Annotated in this window: 14 protein-coding genes; 1 reads left to right on the top strand and 13 read right to left on the bottom strand. The window is 41.7% G+C overall.

Features of this window, described 5'->3' with window-relative positions; translation table 11 throughout:
* Positions 1 to 12: 12 nt before the first annotated feature.
* Positions 13 to 339 (top strand): immunity protein Imm33 domain-containing protein, encoded by a 327-nt coding sequence (locus tag AC6I5C_RS17105; protein ID WP_497906218.1) that lies wholly within the window; start codon positions 13 to 15, stop codon positions 337 to 339.
* A gap of 11 nt (positions 340 to 350) precedes the next feature.
* Here AC6I5C_RS17105 and AC6I5C_RS17100 read toward each other — a convergent pair whose 3' ends face one another.
* The 13 genes from AC6I5C_RS17100 to AC6I5C_RS17040 form a co-directional block, all read right to left on the bottom strand.
* Positions 351 to 989 (bottom strand): hypothetical protein, encoded by a 639-nt coding sequence (locus tag AC6I5C_RS17100; protein WP_497906217.1) that lies wholly within the window; start codon positions 987 to 989, stop codon positions 351 to 353.
* A 133-nt stretch (positions 990 to 1,122) separates the two neighbouring features.
* Entirely contained in the window at positions 1,123 to 2,781 is a 1,659-nt protein-coding gene (locus AC6I5C_RS17095; protein WP_497906216.1) for a carboxylesterase/lipase family protein, read from the bottom strand.
* A gap of 19 nt (positions 2,782 to 2,800) precedes the next feature.
* Positions 2,801 to 4,477, bottom strand: a complete 1,677-nt coding sequence (locus AC6I5C_RS17090) for a carboxylesterase/lipase family protein (protein WP_497906215.1) — start codon at positions 4,475 to 4,477, stop codon at positions 2,801 to 2,803.
* Between the two features lie 22 nt (positions 4,478 to 4,499).
* On the bottom strand, positions 4,500 to 4,799 hold the full coding sequence (locus tag AC6I5C_RS17085; protein WP_497906214.1) for an AtuA-related protein: 300 nt from the start codon (positions 4,797 to 4,799) through the stop codon (positions 4,500 to 4,502).
* Positions 4,800 to 4,803: 4 nt separating this feature from the next.
* A complete protein-coding gene (locus AC6I5C_RS17080; protein ID WP_497906213.1) occupies positions 4,804 to 6,135 on the bottom strand; it encodes an acyclic terpene utilization AtuA family protein in 1,332 nt (443 codons plus the stop codon).
* Positions 6,136 to 6,137: 2 nt separating this feature from the next.
* Positions 6,138 to 7,415, bottom strand: coding sequence for a CitMHS family transporter (locus tag AC6I5C_RS17075; protein WP_497906212.1), 1,278 nt, complete (start codon positions 7,413 to 7,415; stop codon positions 6,138 to 6,140).
* A 3-nt stretch (positions 7,416 to 7,418) separates the two neighbouring features.
* Positions 7,419 to 8,456 carry an alpha/beta hydrolase gene (locus tag AC6I5C_RS17070; protein WP_497906211.1) on the bottom strand — a complete coding sequence of 346 codons (1,038 nt, stop codon included), beginning with the start codon at positions 8,454 to 8,456 and terminating at the stop codon, positions 7,419 to 7,421.
* An 87-nt stretch (positions 8,457 to 8,543) separates the two neighbouring features.
* A complete protein-coding gene (locus AC6I5C_RS17065; RefSeq protein ID WP_497906210.1) occupies positions 8,544 to 10,964 on the bottom strand; it encodes a glycoside hydrolase family 3 N-terminal domain-containing protein in 2,421 nt (806 codons plus the stop codon).
* A gap of 112 nt (positions 10,965 to 11,076) precedes the next feature.
* Positions 11,077 to 11,838: an alpha/beta hydrolase gene (locus AC6I5C_RS17060; RefSeq protein WP_168155194.1), complete on the bottom strand. Its 762-nt coding sequence runs from the start codon at positions 11,836 to 11,838 to the stop codon at positions 11,077 to 11,079.
* Positions 11,839 to 11,939: 101 nt separating this feature from the next.
* Positions 11,940 to 13,106 (bottom strand): alpha/beta hydrolase-fold protein, encoded by a 1,167-nt coding sequence (locus tag AC6I5C_RS17055; protein ID WP_497906209.1) that lies wholly within the window; start codon positions 13,104 to 13,106, stop codon positions 11,940 to 11,942.
* A gap of 30 nt (positions 13,107 to 13,136) precedes the next feature.
* Positions 13,137 to 14,723: a RagB/SusD family nutrient uptake outer membrane protein gene (locus AC6I5C_RS17050; protein ID WP_497906208.1), complete on the bottom strand. Its 1,587-nt coding sequence runs from the start codon at positions 14,721 to 14,723 to the stop codon at positions 13,137 to 13,139.
* Positions 14,724 to 14,733: 10 nt separating this feature from the next.
* The gene (locus tag AC6I5C_RS17045; protein ID WP_497906207.1) at positions 14,734 to 18,087 is read right to left on the bottom strand and encodes a TonB-dependent receptor; all 3,354 of its coding nucleotides are present in this window, start codon (positions 18,085 to 18,087) and stop codon (positions 14,734 to 14,736) included.
* Positions 18,088 to 18,254: 167 nt separating this feature from the next.
* Positions 18,255 to 19,319, bottom strand: a complete 1,065-nt coding sequence (locus AC6I5C_RS17040; protein WP_497906206.1) for a FecR family protein — start codon at positions 19,317 to 19,319, stop codon at positions 18,255 to 18,257.
* Positions 19,320 to 19,342: the final 23 nt, after the last annotated feature.

The raw sequence follows: 19,342 nt of genomic DNA, 5'->3' as shown, positions 1-19,342 counted from the left end.
AATAAATGATTCATTTTAGACTTTCATGATGGTTATGAAGGAAGAAAAGCCATTTATAAATACAAACTGAACAACAAAGACACAAAATTAGGAATCGCACTTGAAACTTTGAGCAAACAACCAATCAATGGATTACGTCATACTCCTGAAAACGGTACAGATGGCTGGGATATCTGGTGTGACACGAGCTTTTCTAATTCCAAAGATTTTTTTAAACCTCTTCACATCGAACACCTTGCTGAGATAAAAGATTATTTAGATTTACCTCCAGGATTTAGGTTTCAAATAGGTAAAAATGGATATGAGGTTATTTGGTTTGATGAAAAGCTTATCAAATAAAACATTTACAACTAAACATTAACCTCCAAACCGAAATAATCCGGTAATTCGTGAATGTCATATGGATGAAAGTTACTGAACAACAAATCCTCAATATAAATCCCGTCTATGTGCCTATAAAGCGCTGCTTCTCCCAATACATCCTGAAGTATGGTATGGATAAAACTATAATACAATTCTTCCCCTATCTCTTTCACTGTCTCGTTATACCCCATAACAAAACACATCAAGTTTGATTTTCCAGAAGCACCTTCATCATCCATGGGAAACCATTTAATATCACTAGCCCTTATGGTCAAACCTTCAAATTCATAAGGCTCATCCAACCCTTGTTTGCATTCCTCCAAATCATGTTTAGGTTGATAAAATGCCTGAAACTTCCATTTTGGCACATTGGGAGCCGCATTGATCAAATTCACCACATACATGGCCCCATTGGGATTACCATTGGCCGACAAGGTCAATACCGCCCTATCAAAAGGACCATTGGGCAGGGAAATTTCAAAGCCCAAGCATTCATCAAAAAGCTCTAAATATTCCGTAAGCATATTACTGTAATAAGCCTTGGATGCCTCCGAGCTATTATGAAGATTATAAAAGGCTTCTTGGTTTTCCTGAAACCACAGCCAAAAGTCTTTGATTTTCTGCATGGGTACTTGGTTTGAGACTAAATTTATAAAATAAATCCTGAAAACAACATTAAAAAAACGGGAAGACTCTAAGAATCTCCCCGTTTAAATATACTCATTATACAAGCCTTTTAAATGACCTCAATATGTCATTTTACAAAAGCTCGCGTCCTTCCTTATCGGGATCGTTTTTCACCTCGCAGGTTGCATCAAAAAGCATGGTTTCACCATTTTCCAAGGTGTAAGCCGGCCATTCAGGTAAAGCAGTCGTGTTTGGATTCCCTGTCTTCATGAATTGTAACAGCGCACCTGACATTTTCTCGGCCAAAGCGCGCGGCTCAGCACCTCCACCGGTATGGGTAAACATCAAATCTGTGTTATTGAACCAAAAACTAATATCCAAGCAGTGGAAGGCCCGCATTTTCCCATCAAATAAAGGCGGTTCCCAACCAAACCAAGCCACATATACTGGAGCTTCTTGATTTGCCTTGGCATTGGCTGTTTCCACCACGCCTTTACGGTTACTGGCAATAAGCGTCATGATTTCCACTGGTTTTGCCTCTGGAAACGACTTTTCATACGCTTCATAAACTGGTGCGGCCTTATCTCCCAATCCGCCACCGAATCCAGCTCGCTGTGCTAAACCTTCAATAGCTTTGTCCTTGGTGATGTCCTCAAGTCCGGGCACATATCTAGACATAGACCATTCGTGAAAGGTACTGCTGATAAGCATTGGCACTTCTGATGACAGCCCATTGGCTTCGCTGTAAAATGTGCCCTCTGGAATATGAATTCCATCCGCAACAGGACCAAATCCTCCACGGAAAAAGTCGGTGATGTTATTTTCCTCTACATATCGTTTGGTAGCACGATTGGCTATATCGATATACTCACGCCAAGGAATTTCCTGTAGTTTATCAATCTCTGAAGCCTTAAGACCTGCTTCTTGCAAGATATACTCTCCTATTTTTCTGGACGATTCCTGATTTTTAGCAGAAGTCGTAGACCCACTCAATGGTACGGCCTTATGAAACAATCCTTTGGCCTCTGGCATGGCTGTAAGCGTACATACCTTGGCGCCTCCACCAGACTGCCCCATTATGGTAACATTGTTAGGATCACCTCCAAAATTAGAGATATTCTCATTTACCCATTTAAGGGCAGCCACCATATCCAAAGCGCCTACATTTCCAGAATGCGCATACTTATCGCCTCCTACTTCAGACAGGTCCGAAAAACCAATAGGCCCTAAACGATGATTGATGGACACAAAGACCACATCGCCTTTACGACTCAAATTTTCGCCATTATAACTATCCTGTTCAATACCGTTTCCATTGGTATAACCGCCACCATGCAACCACACCAATACTGGTCGTTTTTTAGCACTTCCAATTTCGGGTGTCCAAACATTCAATTTCAAACAGTCTTCACTTACATCATCATAATTCCAGTGATCGGTAAATGATGAAGCGGCATTGGCGTATCTGTTCTCCATAATTTGCGGAGCGGTATTTCCCCACCATAATGCTGGGTAGACATTCCCCCAAGCCTCAGGTTCCTGTGGTGGCATAAAACGGTTTTTACCCGCTGTACTGGCTCCATAGGGAATGCCCCTAAAATTGTAAATATCCCTAAGTATGAAGCCTTGCACCTTTCCATATTTAGTCTGGGCAATAGCAATGGTGTCTCCAATAAACAATTGCTGCTCATCAGCCTGTGCTGTAAGCGTTGTTTTTTCCGCCTGCTGTGTACAGGAAAGTCCTAAACTCAAGACCGCTGTACACAAGACGAATTGTTGTAATCTTTTCATAATTGATTTCGATTTAGTATTAGCTTTTTGTGACTTCCCGCCACATATTTATTTCCTTTTGAAAACGATTGTAAATAATCTCACACGAAGCATCGATGCGCATGGTTGGTCGCTGCTTCAAATTATAGGGTTCCCACGATGGAATTCCTTCAGCCTGAGGGATGCCATTTTTGGCAAATGAGGTCCAGAGCTTCGCCATATTATCTGCTGCTTGAAAACGCTCTGGCCTATTTCCTGCCATACCCGTACTTTCATTCCCCGATTTATCTTTCATGGGTGCCACATTGTAAAATTTGAAAGGAATATCCAAAGCATGCATAGCACCAAACTCCACATCGGTACCCGGTACTTTCACCTCCGATTTATATCCAAAATTGTACAGGTAAGCGGGAGCCCCTCCTTGAGCTGCTTTCTTCTCGGCAATTTGCACCGAGCCCAAGCCCATAAAGAGAATGGAGCGGATTGCGATGTATAGTTCGGAAGGTGTTTTTCCTGGATTGGTTTCTTTATAAACAGCTAGAATCTCGTTTGCTTGGTCTCCAAATTCTTCATTTAGTTTTTCCTGCAACTGAGCCTCGCTAAGATTGAACACCGATGTATCCCCTCCGAACATGGCAAAGAAAATGTACTCATCCTCATTCCAACCTACCATCAATGGTTTGTTTTTTGACAGTGCTACAGCTGTAGGTTCGAATGGATGATGAGGCAACACGGTTCCATCAACCACGGCTCCAAATCCGTTGGTACCAATACCGCCTATTCCCATAAAGCCTCCCCGCACTTTACCCTGAGCTGGCAAGCTCTGTATTTTCAATTGTGCCTGCAACAATTCCTGAGCTGAAAGATCGAGTAGTTTTCTCCAGTCCTTTGAAGCTATACCTAGCTCCTTTAAAACCAAGTCTGTTGTAATGGCGGCATCTTCTGCAGTTTTTAAAATCACGCCAGGACCACTTTCTATGGAAGCCTTATTAAAATACGGCGCTGCCTCTGGCATGGCATACAGACAAGAGGTTTTCATACCACCACCAGACTCTCCAAAAATCATCACATTATCGGAATCTCCTCCAAATTCCGCTATATTTTCCTTTACCCATTTCAAGGCTATAGCAATATCCTGAACTCCCCTGTTTCCAGAACCTTGATAGTCCTCATCTGCTATATGATCCAGATAAAGAAAGCCCAATAACCCCAAACGGTGATTGGTTTCCACTACCACCACATCATAATATCTTGCTAGATTAGCCCCATCTTGATAGACACTTCCTCCAGATCCATTATTATATCCACCGCCATGGTTGTAGACCATTACTGGGCGCTTTTTATGATCTGTTTCAGGTGTCCAAATATTGAGCACCAAACAATCTTCGGCAGGAGCCGGTTCATTAATTCCAAAGGTTTGATTAGGTGTTTGAATGGAAGGCGGGCCCAATTGCGTAGCATCTTTAATACCGGTCCAAGGCTTCAACTTATCGGGTGTCAAAAACCGTCTTTCTCCTGATACTTTTCCGGCATATGGCACCCCTTTAAATATAGAAACACCTTCCTGACGATACCCTTTTATTTTTCCGTAAGCGGTGTTTGCTATAATATTATCAGAATTATGAAATGTTCCAGGAAATACAAGTTGTGGAATCAATGGAACCGCCACCAAACCTAGAGATGATAGTTTAAGAAAGTTTCTTCTGTTATAGTACATACGCTTTAGTTTTCTGTTGGCATTAAATCTCCATTTCCAATAAATAGGAACTCAAGGATTTGCCGTGCTTGTCCAAGGCTGTGGAACTGGTCACCCCTCCGAATAGGGCCTCTTGCAACACAAAATTCAAAGCTCCTAGTTGCGGTAACTCATACCGTTCTATATCTCCTTTCACCCGCTTAGACAACCATTGTTTGACCCTTTCCGGAGTTACCTTTTCCTGAATGATTTTATAATCTTCTGGATTGTATACTATGAGTGACAGGTTACTGATATTTCCCTTGTCCCCACTTCTGGCATGTGCAATTTCCCAAAGTTTCATCTTGCTATATGTTTGTGTAAACCACTTCGATTTTAATATCTGATTTAGGCCATAATACCGACAGGACCGATATGACTTCCTCTACTTTTTGGCTTGCACCACCGCCTCCTGCTGGACCATTGGTATAAAGCGCTTCCACTTCCCTACCAATATGTCTCGCCTGTTCGGCTGTAGCTGCCCTTCCAGAAACTCGAAGCCTGACTTCAAGAACCTCCATAACTTCCACATTAAAAGGCGCCAATGAATTCACACCAATAAGATCGAAGCGTAAATCTTCAAACCCATAAACAGCCAAACGCTGTTTCATAATATCTATAGCCAAATTGGCTCTTGCCAAGGCATTGGCTCCACCATAACTGATTTGTCCTTCGCCAAAAAAGCCGTTAACATAGCCCACGCTTACCTTATGGGTATTGGTAGCAGGATGTCCTCTGGCATTTTTAAATTGAACGGTATCCGTGTCGATTTCATCAAATGTTACTTTTGAAAAATCGGCCACCACATCTGGTGTGACATATTTGGAAGGATCGTGAATTTCATAGAGTAATTGTTCTGTACAAGTGGCCGTATTGATAAGTCCGCCTGTGCCTTTCACTTTGGAAATAAAACCTTCGCCATGCTCATTGACCTCCACAAAAGGAAAAGCAATATTGGCCAAATCTGGCACGATCTTTTTAGGAGGATCGGCAAAATAACCGCCACATACCTGAGCGGCACATTCCAACAAATGCCCTATCATGGTACCTTTCCCAAGTTTATCCGTGTCTGTAAGTTGCCAATTGAATTCAAATACCATAGGCGCCAAGAACAGAGAAGGATCGGCCACACGGCCTGTTACGATAATGTCCGCGCCATTGTTTAGAGCCTCAACAATACCTTCTACCCCTAGATAGGCATTGGCTGAAATCATGCTATCGCTAATAGAACTCAAAGGCTGTCCCGTTTCCAAAATCTCCAAATGGGGCGCTTCTTTTACATTCTCAAGGACATCATCTCCCAAAACGGCCGCTATTTTTAAACCGGTTAGCCCCTGCTGTTTTGCTATATTGGCTATCACCTCCATGGCTGCTATTGGATTGGCTGCTCCCATATTGGTAATAACCTTGATCTTGTGCTTATAGGCCAATGGCAACACTTTTTCCATTCGGTATTCCAAAAGATGATTATATCCCTTATTGGGATTGGCCTTTTTCTCTTTTTGAGCTAAGGCAATGGTGCGTTCCGCTAAACATTCAAAACAGATGTAATCGAGATTGCCCTGTTCCATCAAGGTTAAGGCCGGCTCTAACCTGTCTCCTCCATAACCAGCTCCGCTACCAATTCTAATTGTTTTCATAGTTAAAATGTTATGGCTCCTACCAATAATGACATGATTAAAATAATTAGGCTTATACCAAAGGCATAAGGAATCGTTTTGCGTTGGTGTTCTCCCAAATCCACGCCTGTCAATCCTATCAACAAAAATGTTGCTCCTGTTAAAGGACTCACAGGAAATCCTGTAGTCATTTGCCCCGTTATGGCAGCACGACCAATTTCAATGGCGTCCCCACCAAAATGTGCTGACGTACTCGACAACAAGGGCAAAACCCCAAAATAAAAGGAATCGGGATCGAACAATAAACTTGCTGGCATGGCCAATACTCCCGTTATCACCGGTAAATGACCACCCACCCAATTGGGAATGTAGGTTACAGCAGCCTCTGCCATAGCCTCGATCATTCCAGAGCCTTTCAAAATTCCAGTAAAGCAACCTGCCGCAAATAAAATACTCGCCATAAGCATGGCTGCTTTGGCATGGGCGTTGACCCGTTCTGATTGTTCTTTGATATTTGGATAATTTATACTTAAGGCCAGGACAAAGGCTATCATAAAAATGACATGGGGAGGTGCCACTCCGGAAATCAAGGTGCCAACAGCCAAAAGAATCAATAGGATGTTCACCCAAAATAATTTGGGGCGTTCCAAATCTGAAGCCGTTCCATCTGTATCAATAGTAACTTCCGAAATATCTACGTGCCGCTCTTTGCTCCCCAACCTATAGGCTAACAATAACACACTGAGCAAGCCTATCACTACAGGGATCAACATAGGATTAAACAATTCGGTTACCGAAATATCCAAAGCCGTTGCCGCCCTTATCGTTGGGCCGCCCCAAGGCACGATGTTCATGGTACCTGCGGCCAAAGCGACAATACAGGCCAAAGTGGAACGTTTCATATTCAATTGATCGTACACGGGTAAAAACGCAGGAACCGTCACCAAAAAAGTTACGGCACCTGAGCCATCCAAATGCACAATCATTGCCAAAAGTGCCGAAGCCACGGCTACCCGAGCAGGATCGTTTCCTGCTAATTTCAATAAACGTTGAATGATAGGGCGAAAAGTGCCCGCATCGGTCAAGATGCCAAAAAAGAGAATGGCGAATATAAACATGACGCCAGTTGGCGCTATGGATTTGATCCCTTCCGTGATAAGGTCTACCACCTCAAAACCTAATCCCGCCATCAATCCTGTAACCACAGGAACGATTATCAAGGCCACTACCGGAGAGCCTTTTTTGGCCATTACCAAATAAAGCAAAAGTAGTATTGAAACGAGTCCTAAGGTGGCCAACATAAGCTATTCAAATTTTAAATATTCATCAAAAAATGGCAAGACCTGCTGTGGAATTCGGCCTTGTTTGGTATAGATATCGCTTACATGGGTTCCTATGTATTCTTCGGCAAAATGGGTGATGCCTACATTTTCCAAACGCTGACTAAACATTTCACATTGAAACGTAAAGCGGTCGCCTGCATTTCGACCCCAATCTAATTTAATAGCTTCCAATTGCTGTAAATTCCCTAAATAGGTATCAATCATATAAAAGGGCATGTTATCATACCACTTTTGCAAGGTTTCCTGATGCACAATCAATTCATCTCCTTGATATTCAAAAGGCATATCACAGTAAAATGGGGCCTTGTCTGGATTAGGTGACCATGAGCGACCAAAGGCCACCATCACGGCACCGAAATAAGTTTCCCACAAATCCTCCATGGTTTTGGCTTGAGAAAGCTCCTTAAAGGTCTCACTGTTGGGGCCATATTCCCGAACGATGGCCAAAGCCCCTGGGCTAATGGCATATACCGAACTAAACACATCCGGATGTTTCATGGCCAGCAACAGAGCACCATATCCCCCCATACTATGGCCTGTAATGCCCCTGCTTTCTTTTTCAGGAAGGGTTCTGTACGTTTTGTCTATATGCCCCACCAAATCCTGAACCGTAAAATCTTCCCAATTACCAAACACTCCCGAATTACTATAAAAACTGCCACCATAGGTTGTTTTTTGATCGGAAGTCACCAAAATAAATGGCCGTATTTTTTGGGTAGCAATGGCATAATCCAAAAGCTCCTCCATATAATTCATAATGGTATGGTCGTTTGTAAATCCGTGAAGAAAATAAACAACAGGATATTTCTGTTTGGTTTCGTGGTAACCCGGAGGCAAGTACACGGCAATAGCGCGTTTGGGATTCTCGCCAAAATCATTTTCCAGATGTTTGGAGTAAATTGAATCGATTTCAACGGTTCCTTTTGGTATGGAAGATTGTGCATTGCAGATCAAAAACTTGGTTAGCAACACTACCAATAAGAGTACTATTCTTTTCATGATTCTTTAAAATATTGGATAAAAAAGGAGGAGCGCCGCCCCTCCCTTCTATCCAGTTGGTTAACACTAAAAAACGTCTTTGTTAGCTTAGTTTCTGCTTAGTTTTTTAAAGTCTGCCTGAGGTACTAATGCTTTATGCACTTTGTCCCCTAAAATTTCTTGAGCTACATTGAACTTGGCCGTACCATTGATTTTTGTTGAAGAAGCACCTACTTTCAACTCATAGTCTCCTGCCTCAACAATCCAACTAGAACGCGCCACATCAAAAGAAGCTAAATCTTTGGTTCTTAATACAAAATGAAGGGTCTCAGTAGCACCTGGAGCCAACATTTTAGTTTTTCCAAAAGCTACCAACTCTTGCTCTGGTTTTTCCAATATCACAGTAGGCGCGCTTAAGTACAGCTGCACTACTTCTCTTCCTGCTACTGTTCCCGTATTCTGCACCGTTACAGACACCAATAATTCATCGGTAAATGTTTGTTTGTCAACTTCCATATTGGAATACTCAAAATTGGTATAGGAAAGTCCGTAACCAAACTCATAGGCTACTGGTACCTCAAAAGTGTTGTAATAACGGTACCCTACATAAATATCTTCTTCATAAACAGTTTCCCAAGGCACTCTTCTCATAAATGAAAACCCTGAAAGATCTTCCTCGTCTCCTGTTTCTCCTTCGATAGAATATCCAGGGAAAGATTTTGAAGAAGGCGCATCTTCATATTTTACAGGGAAGGAGATTGCCAATTTCCCAGAAGGGTTTACTTTTCCAGAAATTACGTCCACTACCGAATTTCCAGCTTCCTGTCCTGGTTGCCATGCACACAACACTGCATCTGGAATCTGTGCCCAGCTCTTGGTTTCAACCACACCACCTACATTCAATACTACGATGGCTTTTTTGCCCGCCGCATGGAAGGTTTTGGTAACCTCTGCAATTAATTGTTTTTCGGTATTGGTTAAGTAGAAATCTCCAGCCTCAGGCTTACGATCTCCACCTTCACCAGAATTTCTTCCAATAGTAATCAAAGCGATTTCTGAACTTTCAGCGGCTTTTGAAACATCCTGAGATTTGATAGGCATTTCAGCCACAGGATCCTTAGCTCCCATAATGGCCGCTAACCAATTGTCTGGCTTTCCTTGTTTAGCTCTAGCATCCTTAATATAGGCCTCGTAGGTAGTTTGAAGCGCATCGTTGATTTGGAACCCTCCATTTTTCAAACCGTCAATAAGTGATATGGTATAGGCTTCATTTACATCGCCACTACCGGTACCTCCTGAAATGAAATCGTAAGATGTGGTTCCAAAAACCGCTACTTTTTTAACATCCGTCAAAGGCAAAGTATTGTCTTTATTTTCCAAAAGCACCATCCCATCAGTAGCTGCTTGTCTAGTTACCTCTGCATGTTTTTTCAAGTTTGGTTTTCCAGACACATCATACCCCTTGAATCGTGGTGTTTTAACCATAATTTCCAAAATTCTCTTGATGTTTTTATCCAAAATAGCCTCATCCATTTTGTTCTCTTCAACAGCTTTGATCAACGTTTCAATTTGCTCTTTTTGGCCTGGCATGATCAAATCATTACCAGCTTCCATTTGGGTAACAATATCACTTCCGCCACCCCAATCGGTCATTACATAACCTTCAAAGCCCCAATCTTCTCTTAAAATATTGGTCAGCAAATCTTTGCTTTCAGACACATATTGCCCATTGATTTTATTGTAGGCAGACATCACGGTCCAAGGTTGGGATTCCTTAACTGCAATTTCAAAGCCTTTCAAGTAAATTTCACGAAGAGCGCGTTCGCTTACCACAGTATTGGTAGACATACGATTGGTTTCTTGGTTATTGGCAGCAAAGTGCTTTACAGAAGTCCCAACACCGTTGGACTGAATCCCGTTCACCATAGCCGCAGCCATTTTACCAGTTACCAAAGGATCTTCGGAATAGTACTCGAAGTTACGTCCACATAAAGGATCTCTTTGAATGTTCATCCCTGGAGCCAATAGTACATCGGCACCATATTCCAACACTTCTTTCCCCATGGTTTTACCCACTTCGTTCACTAATTCAGTATCCCAGGTAGATGCCAATACGGTGGCAATTGGGAATGCCGTACAGTAATAGGTATTATCATCATCCTTTCTTGTTGGAGAAATACGCAAACCTGCAGGTCCATCGGCCAACACTTGGGTAGTAATGCCTATTTCCGGATATTCAGAAGTGTTCCCCGCTGCGCCTGGCAAATAGGTTCTAATTCTCTTTACCATATCCGCATAAGCGGAATCTGGATCTACCGGAGGTTTTGGCATTTTGCTTAAGATGGAGTCTGGAATATGAAAATCCATTCCTGTTCCCACCACAAGTTTTGCCTTTTGCTCCAAGCTCATTTTGCCTATCATGGCATCTACATCCACGGTAGGTTTTGCGGGTGCTTCCTGCGTTTCTTTATCTCCACATCCCATTAGTGCCATGGCACCGAAAAACAATGGTATCAATTTCGTTTTCATTGGTTTTTTAGTTTAATTATTTGACAATTTCATCCCATGACACCTTCATTTCTAAAGCATCAAAGCAATGATTGATATGTTAGTTTTGATTATCCTATTTAAATTCTCTTTTCTAACTTCTGAAAAAGTTAGACACGTATGGCAGGGCCAAATACAGGGCTGAGTGCCAATAGTCCCAAGTGTGGTTACCATCACGAATGCGCAATTGATACGGTATTTGCAATTCCCTAAGAACAGTTACAAATTCCATATTGGGACCGAATGTAAAATCGTCATCCCCACAATCGATAAACCACTTGAGTTCTTTTATTTGCGCAAGCTTCGCCGCATCCACAGTTTTTAAATAATCCATAGGGTTATTGTCTTCTACCAACTGATGGATCTTCTTCTGGGTAGGCTCGTTAAAATCTATCCAAAACAATTCTGTTTGGCGCTTTAGGTAAGCACTCATAATATATACCGAAGAGAATTTTTCTGGATGGTGCACCGCATATACGGCAGAACCACCACCTCCCATAGACAATCCCGCAATGGCTCTATGTTGTCTATCGGCAATCACACGGTAATTGCTTTCGATATAAGGGATCAATTCTTCAAAGAAATAATCTTCATACCTCCAATCGGGGTTATTGAAGTAATTCATAAAATCCTTTCCTGCCTCTGGGCACACAATAATCATTTCGGCCGCAGCATCTGAAGTGATCAATTGGTTGGCAACGCCTTCCAAACTACCTTGTTTAGGCCAATCGGTATGGCTACCTCCTCCTCCGTGCAACAAATAAAGTACCGGGTATTTTTTATCGGTATTGGTTTTGTAATCCCTAGGCAAGTAAATAGCATATTCCCTATCCTTTTTCAGGATTTTACTGGGCATTGATTTGTACTCAACTATACCCATACCCGGCCACTGTGCATGGCCGAGTTGAGCAAGAAAAATACATATAACTAATCCAAATATTTTTTTCATTCCTAAGACTATTTAAAAAGTTTTGGGGCAAAAACGCATAAATAGTCTCTCCAGTTGGTCCAAGTATGCCCTCCTTCACTTTCGTGATATTCATACTTCATGTTTATGGCATCCAGTTCCTTGCGATATTCTACCATTCCTTGGTATAAGAAATCTGTTTTTCCCATTCCAATCCAGTACAGCTTGTAACCATTTTTGTTTTGGGCTTTTATGGAAGTCATCATATCCTCATAAAATTTTGAAGTGGTGCCTTCCATAGGTTTTACTGCCGCAGAAAACAATCCTACATAACCAAAAGTTTTTGGGTAGGATCTTGAAATGTGCAAAGAGTGGAACCCTCCCATTGACAATCCTGCAATAGCCGTATTGTCCATACCTTTTTTAACTCGGTAATTACTTTCCACAAAAGTCATGATATCCTTAAAAGTCTCTTCCATTTTACCATCCATAGTATGATCCAAACGCATGGTTGGCTTATAAAGCCCTTTTGGAGACTCTCCCGGTGCTGCCTGCTGTGCCACATTTCCGTTAGGCATTACCACAATCATAGGTTCTGCTTTTCCTTGTGCGATAAGGTTGTCCATAATTTGGGCTGTTCTTCCCAAAGCAATCCAAGCTTCTTCATCACCTCCCATACCGTGCAACAAGTAGAATACAGGATAGTCTTTTTTGCTGGTTTCATAGCCTGCCGGGGTGTAAACCGTTAAACGTCTCTTCATATTATTCCCTGGAGAATCGTACCAACGTCTGGCCACTGTACCGTGAGGCACTTCATTCACCTCATACATATCAGCCTTTCCACCTCCAACGATAAATACACTGAACACAGAACTCACATCGCGGATCATATAAACATTACTAGGATCGGTAGTCATAACACCGTCTACAACAATATTGTAACTGTATAAATCCGGTGATAATGTAGCAGTGGTAAGCGTCCAAAGACCTTCGGCATCCTTATCCATGGCTTGCGGCTTTCTAACCCAACCTTCCATAGGCATCCAGTCTCCCACAAGCTTCACTTCATTGGCTGCAGGTGCCTTGACCCTGAAAGTAACCGTTCCGTTGTCATGGATTTCTGGCGACACGATTTCGGCACCACCAAACAAGGCTTGCTGCGCCGATATTGACATACTTGTAAAAAGTAGTAACAGTGCTAAAAATAGTTTGTTCATTGTTATTGTTTTAGTTTGAATTTTGGGAGCTTACCACCCAGGATTCTGGTTAATATTTTGGTTAACATTCATTTCGTGTTCTGGGAATGGCAACAAATTGTGCTTGGCCTGGAATCCGTAGTTTGGATTGCTGTACGGATAGGTAACATTAAAAGATCCATCGGCGTTCAAACCACTAAAGATTGGAATTTCATGGCCTCTTTCTGAAAGTGTATCGGTGTCTCCCCAGCGTACCAAATCTTGGTAGCGTATACCTTCAAAACACAATTCCAAGCGCTTTTCCTTTTTAATATCCTGTAAGGTCACTGCACCTAAGGCTGGTAATTCAACACGAGATCTCACCTCATTGATATATTGCAACGCACTCGCCGTATCACCTGATTGTAAACACGCCTCTGAAGCCATCAATAACACCTCAGCATAACGCATCACTCTAATATTTGCAGTGGTGGTAAAGCCATAGGATGTTTCAATAACCTCATAACCTACATATCTGTGCTTCCAATTAAAATACCCCTCATTTCCATACACACTACTTCCTTCGTTAAGCGCAATGTACATTCCTAAAAGTTCATAATACGTTTTGATAGTCCCTTGCAATCTTACCCCTTGAGGCCCTTCCATTTCCACAAAAGCACTGTATAGTTCCTCAGTTGGATTTGCAAAACCCCAACCAGCAGGATAAATTGGGTGCAAGCCTCCGAAATAGCCAAACAGATTCAATTTATCACTTCTCCATCCATGCATGATTCCCCACAACAAATTTCCCTGCGTCCATGGATTGGCGGCATCATTTAAGGAATTATATTCGAAAACTGATTCAGAAGAAAAATCTGAAACCTCGCGAAGTACATCGTCAAAAGTTGGATATAGTTGAAAGTTTCCAGAATTGATTACTTCTTTTAAAACAGTAGCAGATTCGGCATAACGCTCTTGAAACAACAATGCTTTTCCGTAGAAAGCTTTTGCCGCCTCCACTGTTAATCTTGCCGGTTCTGCCATATCCTCCGCGCTTCCCTTAGTTGGTAACGCACCACTATCTATGGCATAGGTTAAATCGTCTTCCACCAAAGCCCAAAGCTCTGTAAGAGATCCATTTGGTTGTTGGTACTCTTCGGGAGAAAGTTCACTGATGACATAAGGCACCTCTCCCCAAAGGGTAATTAAATCAAAATATACGGCACCTCTAATAGCATGCGCTTCTGCTACAGCCCTTTGTCTAATTTCGGTATCCGGTCCAAGACGGTTAATCACCAAATTAGACAGATAGATTACGTTGTAATAAGTCGCAAAAAGATCACTTACTGAAGTATTGGCAGGCGTGAAATTATATTCATTGAGCTGCTCAAACTGTGAATTATCACCTCTAGCTCCTCCCCCACAATGGATATCGTCTGACAAGAGGTTTTTCAAAAAATACTGTGTGTACAAAGACCCTCTCCACGATTCGTAAACGGCCGCAATGGCTTCCAAAGCATCGGAATCGGACTGGTAAAAATTCTCCGAACTGGTCACCCCTTGTTGCTCAATATCCAAATTAGACTCACAACCCAAAAAAGCTGTGGCTATCATCACCAAAAAGAGGCGTTTGTAAGTGTTTAAATATTTAGTTTTCATAATCATCGGTTTAAAAAGTTATGTTGACTCCCAATACTGCCTTTCTTGAAATTGGATAGGCTCCTTTGTCTACTCCTAGGCTAGATACAGCTCCTGCAGAGGCCTCTGGATCCATTCCCGGATATTTTGTAAACACAAACCAGTCTTCCAAAGAGCCGTAAACTCTACAGTTATTGATAAAGGTTTTATCCAACAAAGACTTTGGCAAGGAATATCCCAACTGAATTTGCTTGATCTTAAAGTAAGAACCATCAAAAATCGCGGCATCACTTATCCAGTACTTGTCTTCACCATTGGCGTTTGGTCTAGGTCTGGATGCGTCTGTATTATCTGGTGTCCAACGGTCGTTATAAAAAGTCGTCAATTTGTTTCCTCTTGGGCGGTCGGTACGTGTTAAGGCATTGAAAATGTCATTTCCTTCCGATCCTGCTCCAAAAACGGTGAAATCGAAACCTTTAAAACTAGCCGTCAAGGTAATACCATATGTAAAATCTGGGATTGCGCTTCCTATGTTGGTTTTATCATCATCGTTGATAATACCATCGGCCGTATCTGGTTTTCCATCGCCATCGGTATCAATGGTCAACTGATCTCTAAAAATTGGATCTCCGGTAGCATCATCGATATCCTCCAACTCGTAACCTCTAAAATACCACACTGGATAACCTTCCTCAAAAGCGGTAATCCCTTGGTTGGTATGGTAAGACGCTCCTGAAATTCTTGAAATACTAGGATCCAAATAGGTCACCTTGTTGTTCAATGTGGCAAGGTTTCCACGAATACCATAGCTAAAGTCTTCCCCAATACGGTCGTTCCATCCCACTTCAATCTCGATACCATCATTGTTTACGTTACCGGCATTCACCACGGTAGACCCTACCCCAGTTTCATACGGCGGTGTAATGGCCACCAAAAGGTCTTCGGTTTTCTTTTGAAAATAATCATAAGAAATAGTCAATCTGCTATTGAAAGCACGAATGTCGAAACCAATATCTAACTGCTCTGAAGTCTCCCAAGTCAAGTCCTCATTGTTCAAAGTTGAAGGCGAAGACGCTACTTGATAAATCAAGGCATTTGAGAATGGATAGCTGGAAGTTGACCCAATAGCAGCGCGATAGGCAAAGTTTCCTAAAGGACCGGTACTACCGTTTTGCCCCCAGCTGGCTCTAATTTTAAAGAAGTCCAAATGTTTGATCTCTGGAAAAAATTCTTCCTTGGTGATCACATATCCCGCAGAGAAGGATGGGAAAGTTCCCCAACGGTTGCTCTCTGGCAAGAAAGACGTATCACTAGCATCACGTCTTACAGAAGCTTGGAACAGATATTTCTCCAAATAGTTATAACTCAACCTTCCAAAATAAGACATTTGGCGGGTATAATAACTGTTACCACCTACGGTACGGGTTGCAGAATCCGTTATAAAATCCAAATCCCAATAGGCAGGATCGTTGCGGGTAATTTCATCGGCCCCACCATTTACCGAAGTAATCTCATTGTGCTGGTATGAGGTACCTAACATTGCTGTGAAATTGTGATCCTTTATATTGAACATATAGTTCATAAAGTTCTCCCACTGGTAATAGATATTGTTGGAAGTGGTTCTGCTCAAATTGATTTTATCCCTGTAGGTCACGGCATTGGCATAATATATATCCCCAAAGGAATAGTTATTTGTAAAGCCTCCTCGGTACCCAAGTTTGGAAGTGAAGGTAAATCCTTTAAACGGCATAATATCGGCAAACATTGTTCCTAAAATGTTCCCTCCATCATTCTTGTTCTTCGAATTGTCCCTCATGATTCCTGGGTGCACCTGCTCCGACTCAAAAATTTGAGAGATTCCATAGTAATCCCCATTTTTATTGGTAAGCAGTACTTTTCCATTGTCCAGCAAATTTTGCATAAAGGCAGGAATTTCGTCTGGTGCATACAGATTAGGTGTTAATGGATCCATGGTCATCACCGCTGCCAAAAGACTTCCGTACTCAGAGTTTTCAGAAACAAATTTACTTTCCCATTTTTCAATGGTATTGGTGGTTCCCACTCTTAACCAATCGTTTATTTTATAATCCCCATTGATCATTCCAGTGACACGGGTATACACATCGCTGTCCCCTTTTACAATACCATCTTGATCCAAATAAGACAACGCTAAATAATAAGAGCCTTTGTCATTTCCGTTTTGGAAGCCCAAATTGTGTTTTTGCATCAAAGAAGTTTCAAAAGCCACGTCTACCCAATCGGTATCAGTAACTCCATCATATAAATTATTAAGTTCACTTTCAGGAATAATATTCCCTTCGGTCATATAATTAATGTACTGCTCTGCATTCATTACATCTGGAACATTGCTCAGCTCATTAACGGCATATTGAAAACTGTAATCCATTTTCCCGATACCAGACTTCCCTTTTTTGGTAGTAATAAGGACAACCCCATTACCCGCCTGAGCTCCATAAATAGCGGCCGAAGCGGCATCTTTCAAGATTTCGATACTTTCAATATTGTTAGGATCGATGGCCCCAATATCTTGGGTTCTTAATCCGTCCACCACAAACAAAGGATCGGAACCTGAGTTGGAACTATACCCACGAATTCTAATGGAAGCCGTGGCACCCGGTGCTCCAGAAGTTTGTACAACTTGCACCCCTGCAGCTTTACCTTGAAGTGCCTGTTGGGTATTGATAACCGTTCTGTTTTCCAAATCTTCCGATTTTACTTGGGCTACCGCACCTGTAAGGTCACTTTTACGTTGCACCCCATATCCTACTACTACCACTTCTTCCAGAGCAGCAGCATCCTCTTCCAAAGCAATATTGAAAACAGTTTGGTTGCCAACCGCAATTTCCTGAGGCACAAACCCTACATAAGAAATATGTAACGTAGCACCAGGATTCACATCAAGGGTGAAATTTCCATCAAAATCGGTAGACGTACCATTGCTGGTGCCTTTTTCAATAATATTGGCCCCAAGCAGTGGCATCCCAGATTTATCCTTGACGGTTCCTGAAATGGTAATTTTTTGAACAGCTTTTGTTTTTGTAGCAGTTTGCTCTATAACGGCTTCAGGTGCTTTTTCCTTAACGACTACCTGACGTTCGTTAATACTATACTCTAAAGGATACTTCCCGAAGGCGATATTTAGGATTTCTTCTAAGGAAGCTCCTGTGAGCTGAACTGAAATTTTATAGTTGCGTTGCAGAATATCGTCATTGTAAAAAAAGACATACTCGCTCTTTTTCTGAATATCATTGAACAATTCCTCAATGGGTACATTGGTTTTGTTAATATCTATTTTCTGAGCGAAAGTGGTATTGGCAAAGGCGCTTGTAAGCCCAAAAACCAGTGTTAGCAAAAATATCTTCATAAAAATAATGACGTATTTTCTGAATATCAGTATTTCTCCCCGCAATAGTGGAGCAAAATGAATTTTATTCATAATTTTGTTGTATTAGTTAATTAGTATTACTGACTAAGTGATATTAAAGTGTACCGGAAGATGTTGGCGCATCTTTCGGTTTTTTTTATGGGATACTATTTCATAGGCGACTCTGTTTTAGTGGTATATACATAAATGGATGTTCCGCTACGGTTTTCAAATTCAAACTCTGTAGACTGCTTGATCAGTTCCAACACCTGCCCTACACTGTCCTTTAAATCCAGATATCCTGAGAATTTTTGGTTTTTAAGCTGCTCATCCTCTATTTGAATCTCAACATTGTAGTATTTGGATAGTCTGTTTAGGATATAGCCCAGGTTGTCATTTTTAAAGACAATCAAGCCGTCTCTCCACAAAAAGTATTTGTTGATATTCTCATCTGCCTTGGTCACTATAGACTTTTTATGTCTGCTGTAAGAAGCCACATTGCCCGGTAACAAGGTCACAGACTCTGTTTTTGTAAGCAAGCCTGGTTTGTGGTAGCTAATTTTAACCTTTCCACTTTGAAGTGCGGTATTCACCGAAGGTTCATCGGCATAACTGCTCACGTTAAAAACGGTTCCCAATACTTCAATTTCTTGACCTTGGGTAAGAACAATAAACGGGTGTTCCTTGTCATGGGCCACATCAAAGGCAGCTTCCCCTTCCAAGTAAACCGTTCTTTTATCTTCTTTGAATTCTGAAGGGTAAATCAATTTAGATCCTGAATTCACCCAAATTTTAGTCCCGTCAGACAATTGCAATTCGGTGCGTCTTCCATAAGGTACCACCAAGGTATTCATTACCGAAGCCAAATCCTTATCTACACTTTTATCGTTTCCAATAGAAATTTTGTTGGATTCTTTATTATAGGAAATCACCTGATCGTCCTCGGCTACCGAAATAGTGCGCTCCTGAAGCACCAAACTTACCTCCGAAATGGAATCTACCTCCAAACTATTGGCCAATTCGGTGTAGGTTCCTACCTGTTTGTCTGTTGAAAAGAACACAGCTTTGGCTCCAATGCCCAAACCAATCACTAAAGAAGCCGCAATAGATACTTTGCCTAAAAAGCGTCTGCGTTTATATTGGTGAACCGACTTAAAAATGCGCTTTTTAAGCAGGTATTTTTCGTCCTCCGAAAGTGAGTCTGTAGTTGATTTTTTATGGAATGCTGTCATGATAGTTTATATAAAAAAACTCT

It is taken from the genome of Mangrovimonas sp. sgz306409, from assembly GCF_059735265.1.
The sequence above is the reverse complement of the archived record's forward strand: the minus strand, read 5'-3'. Positions and strand labels throughout refer to the sequence as shown.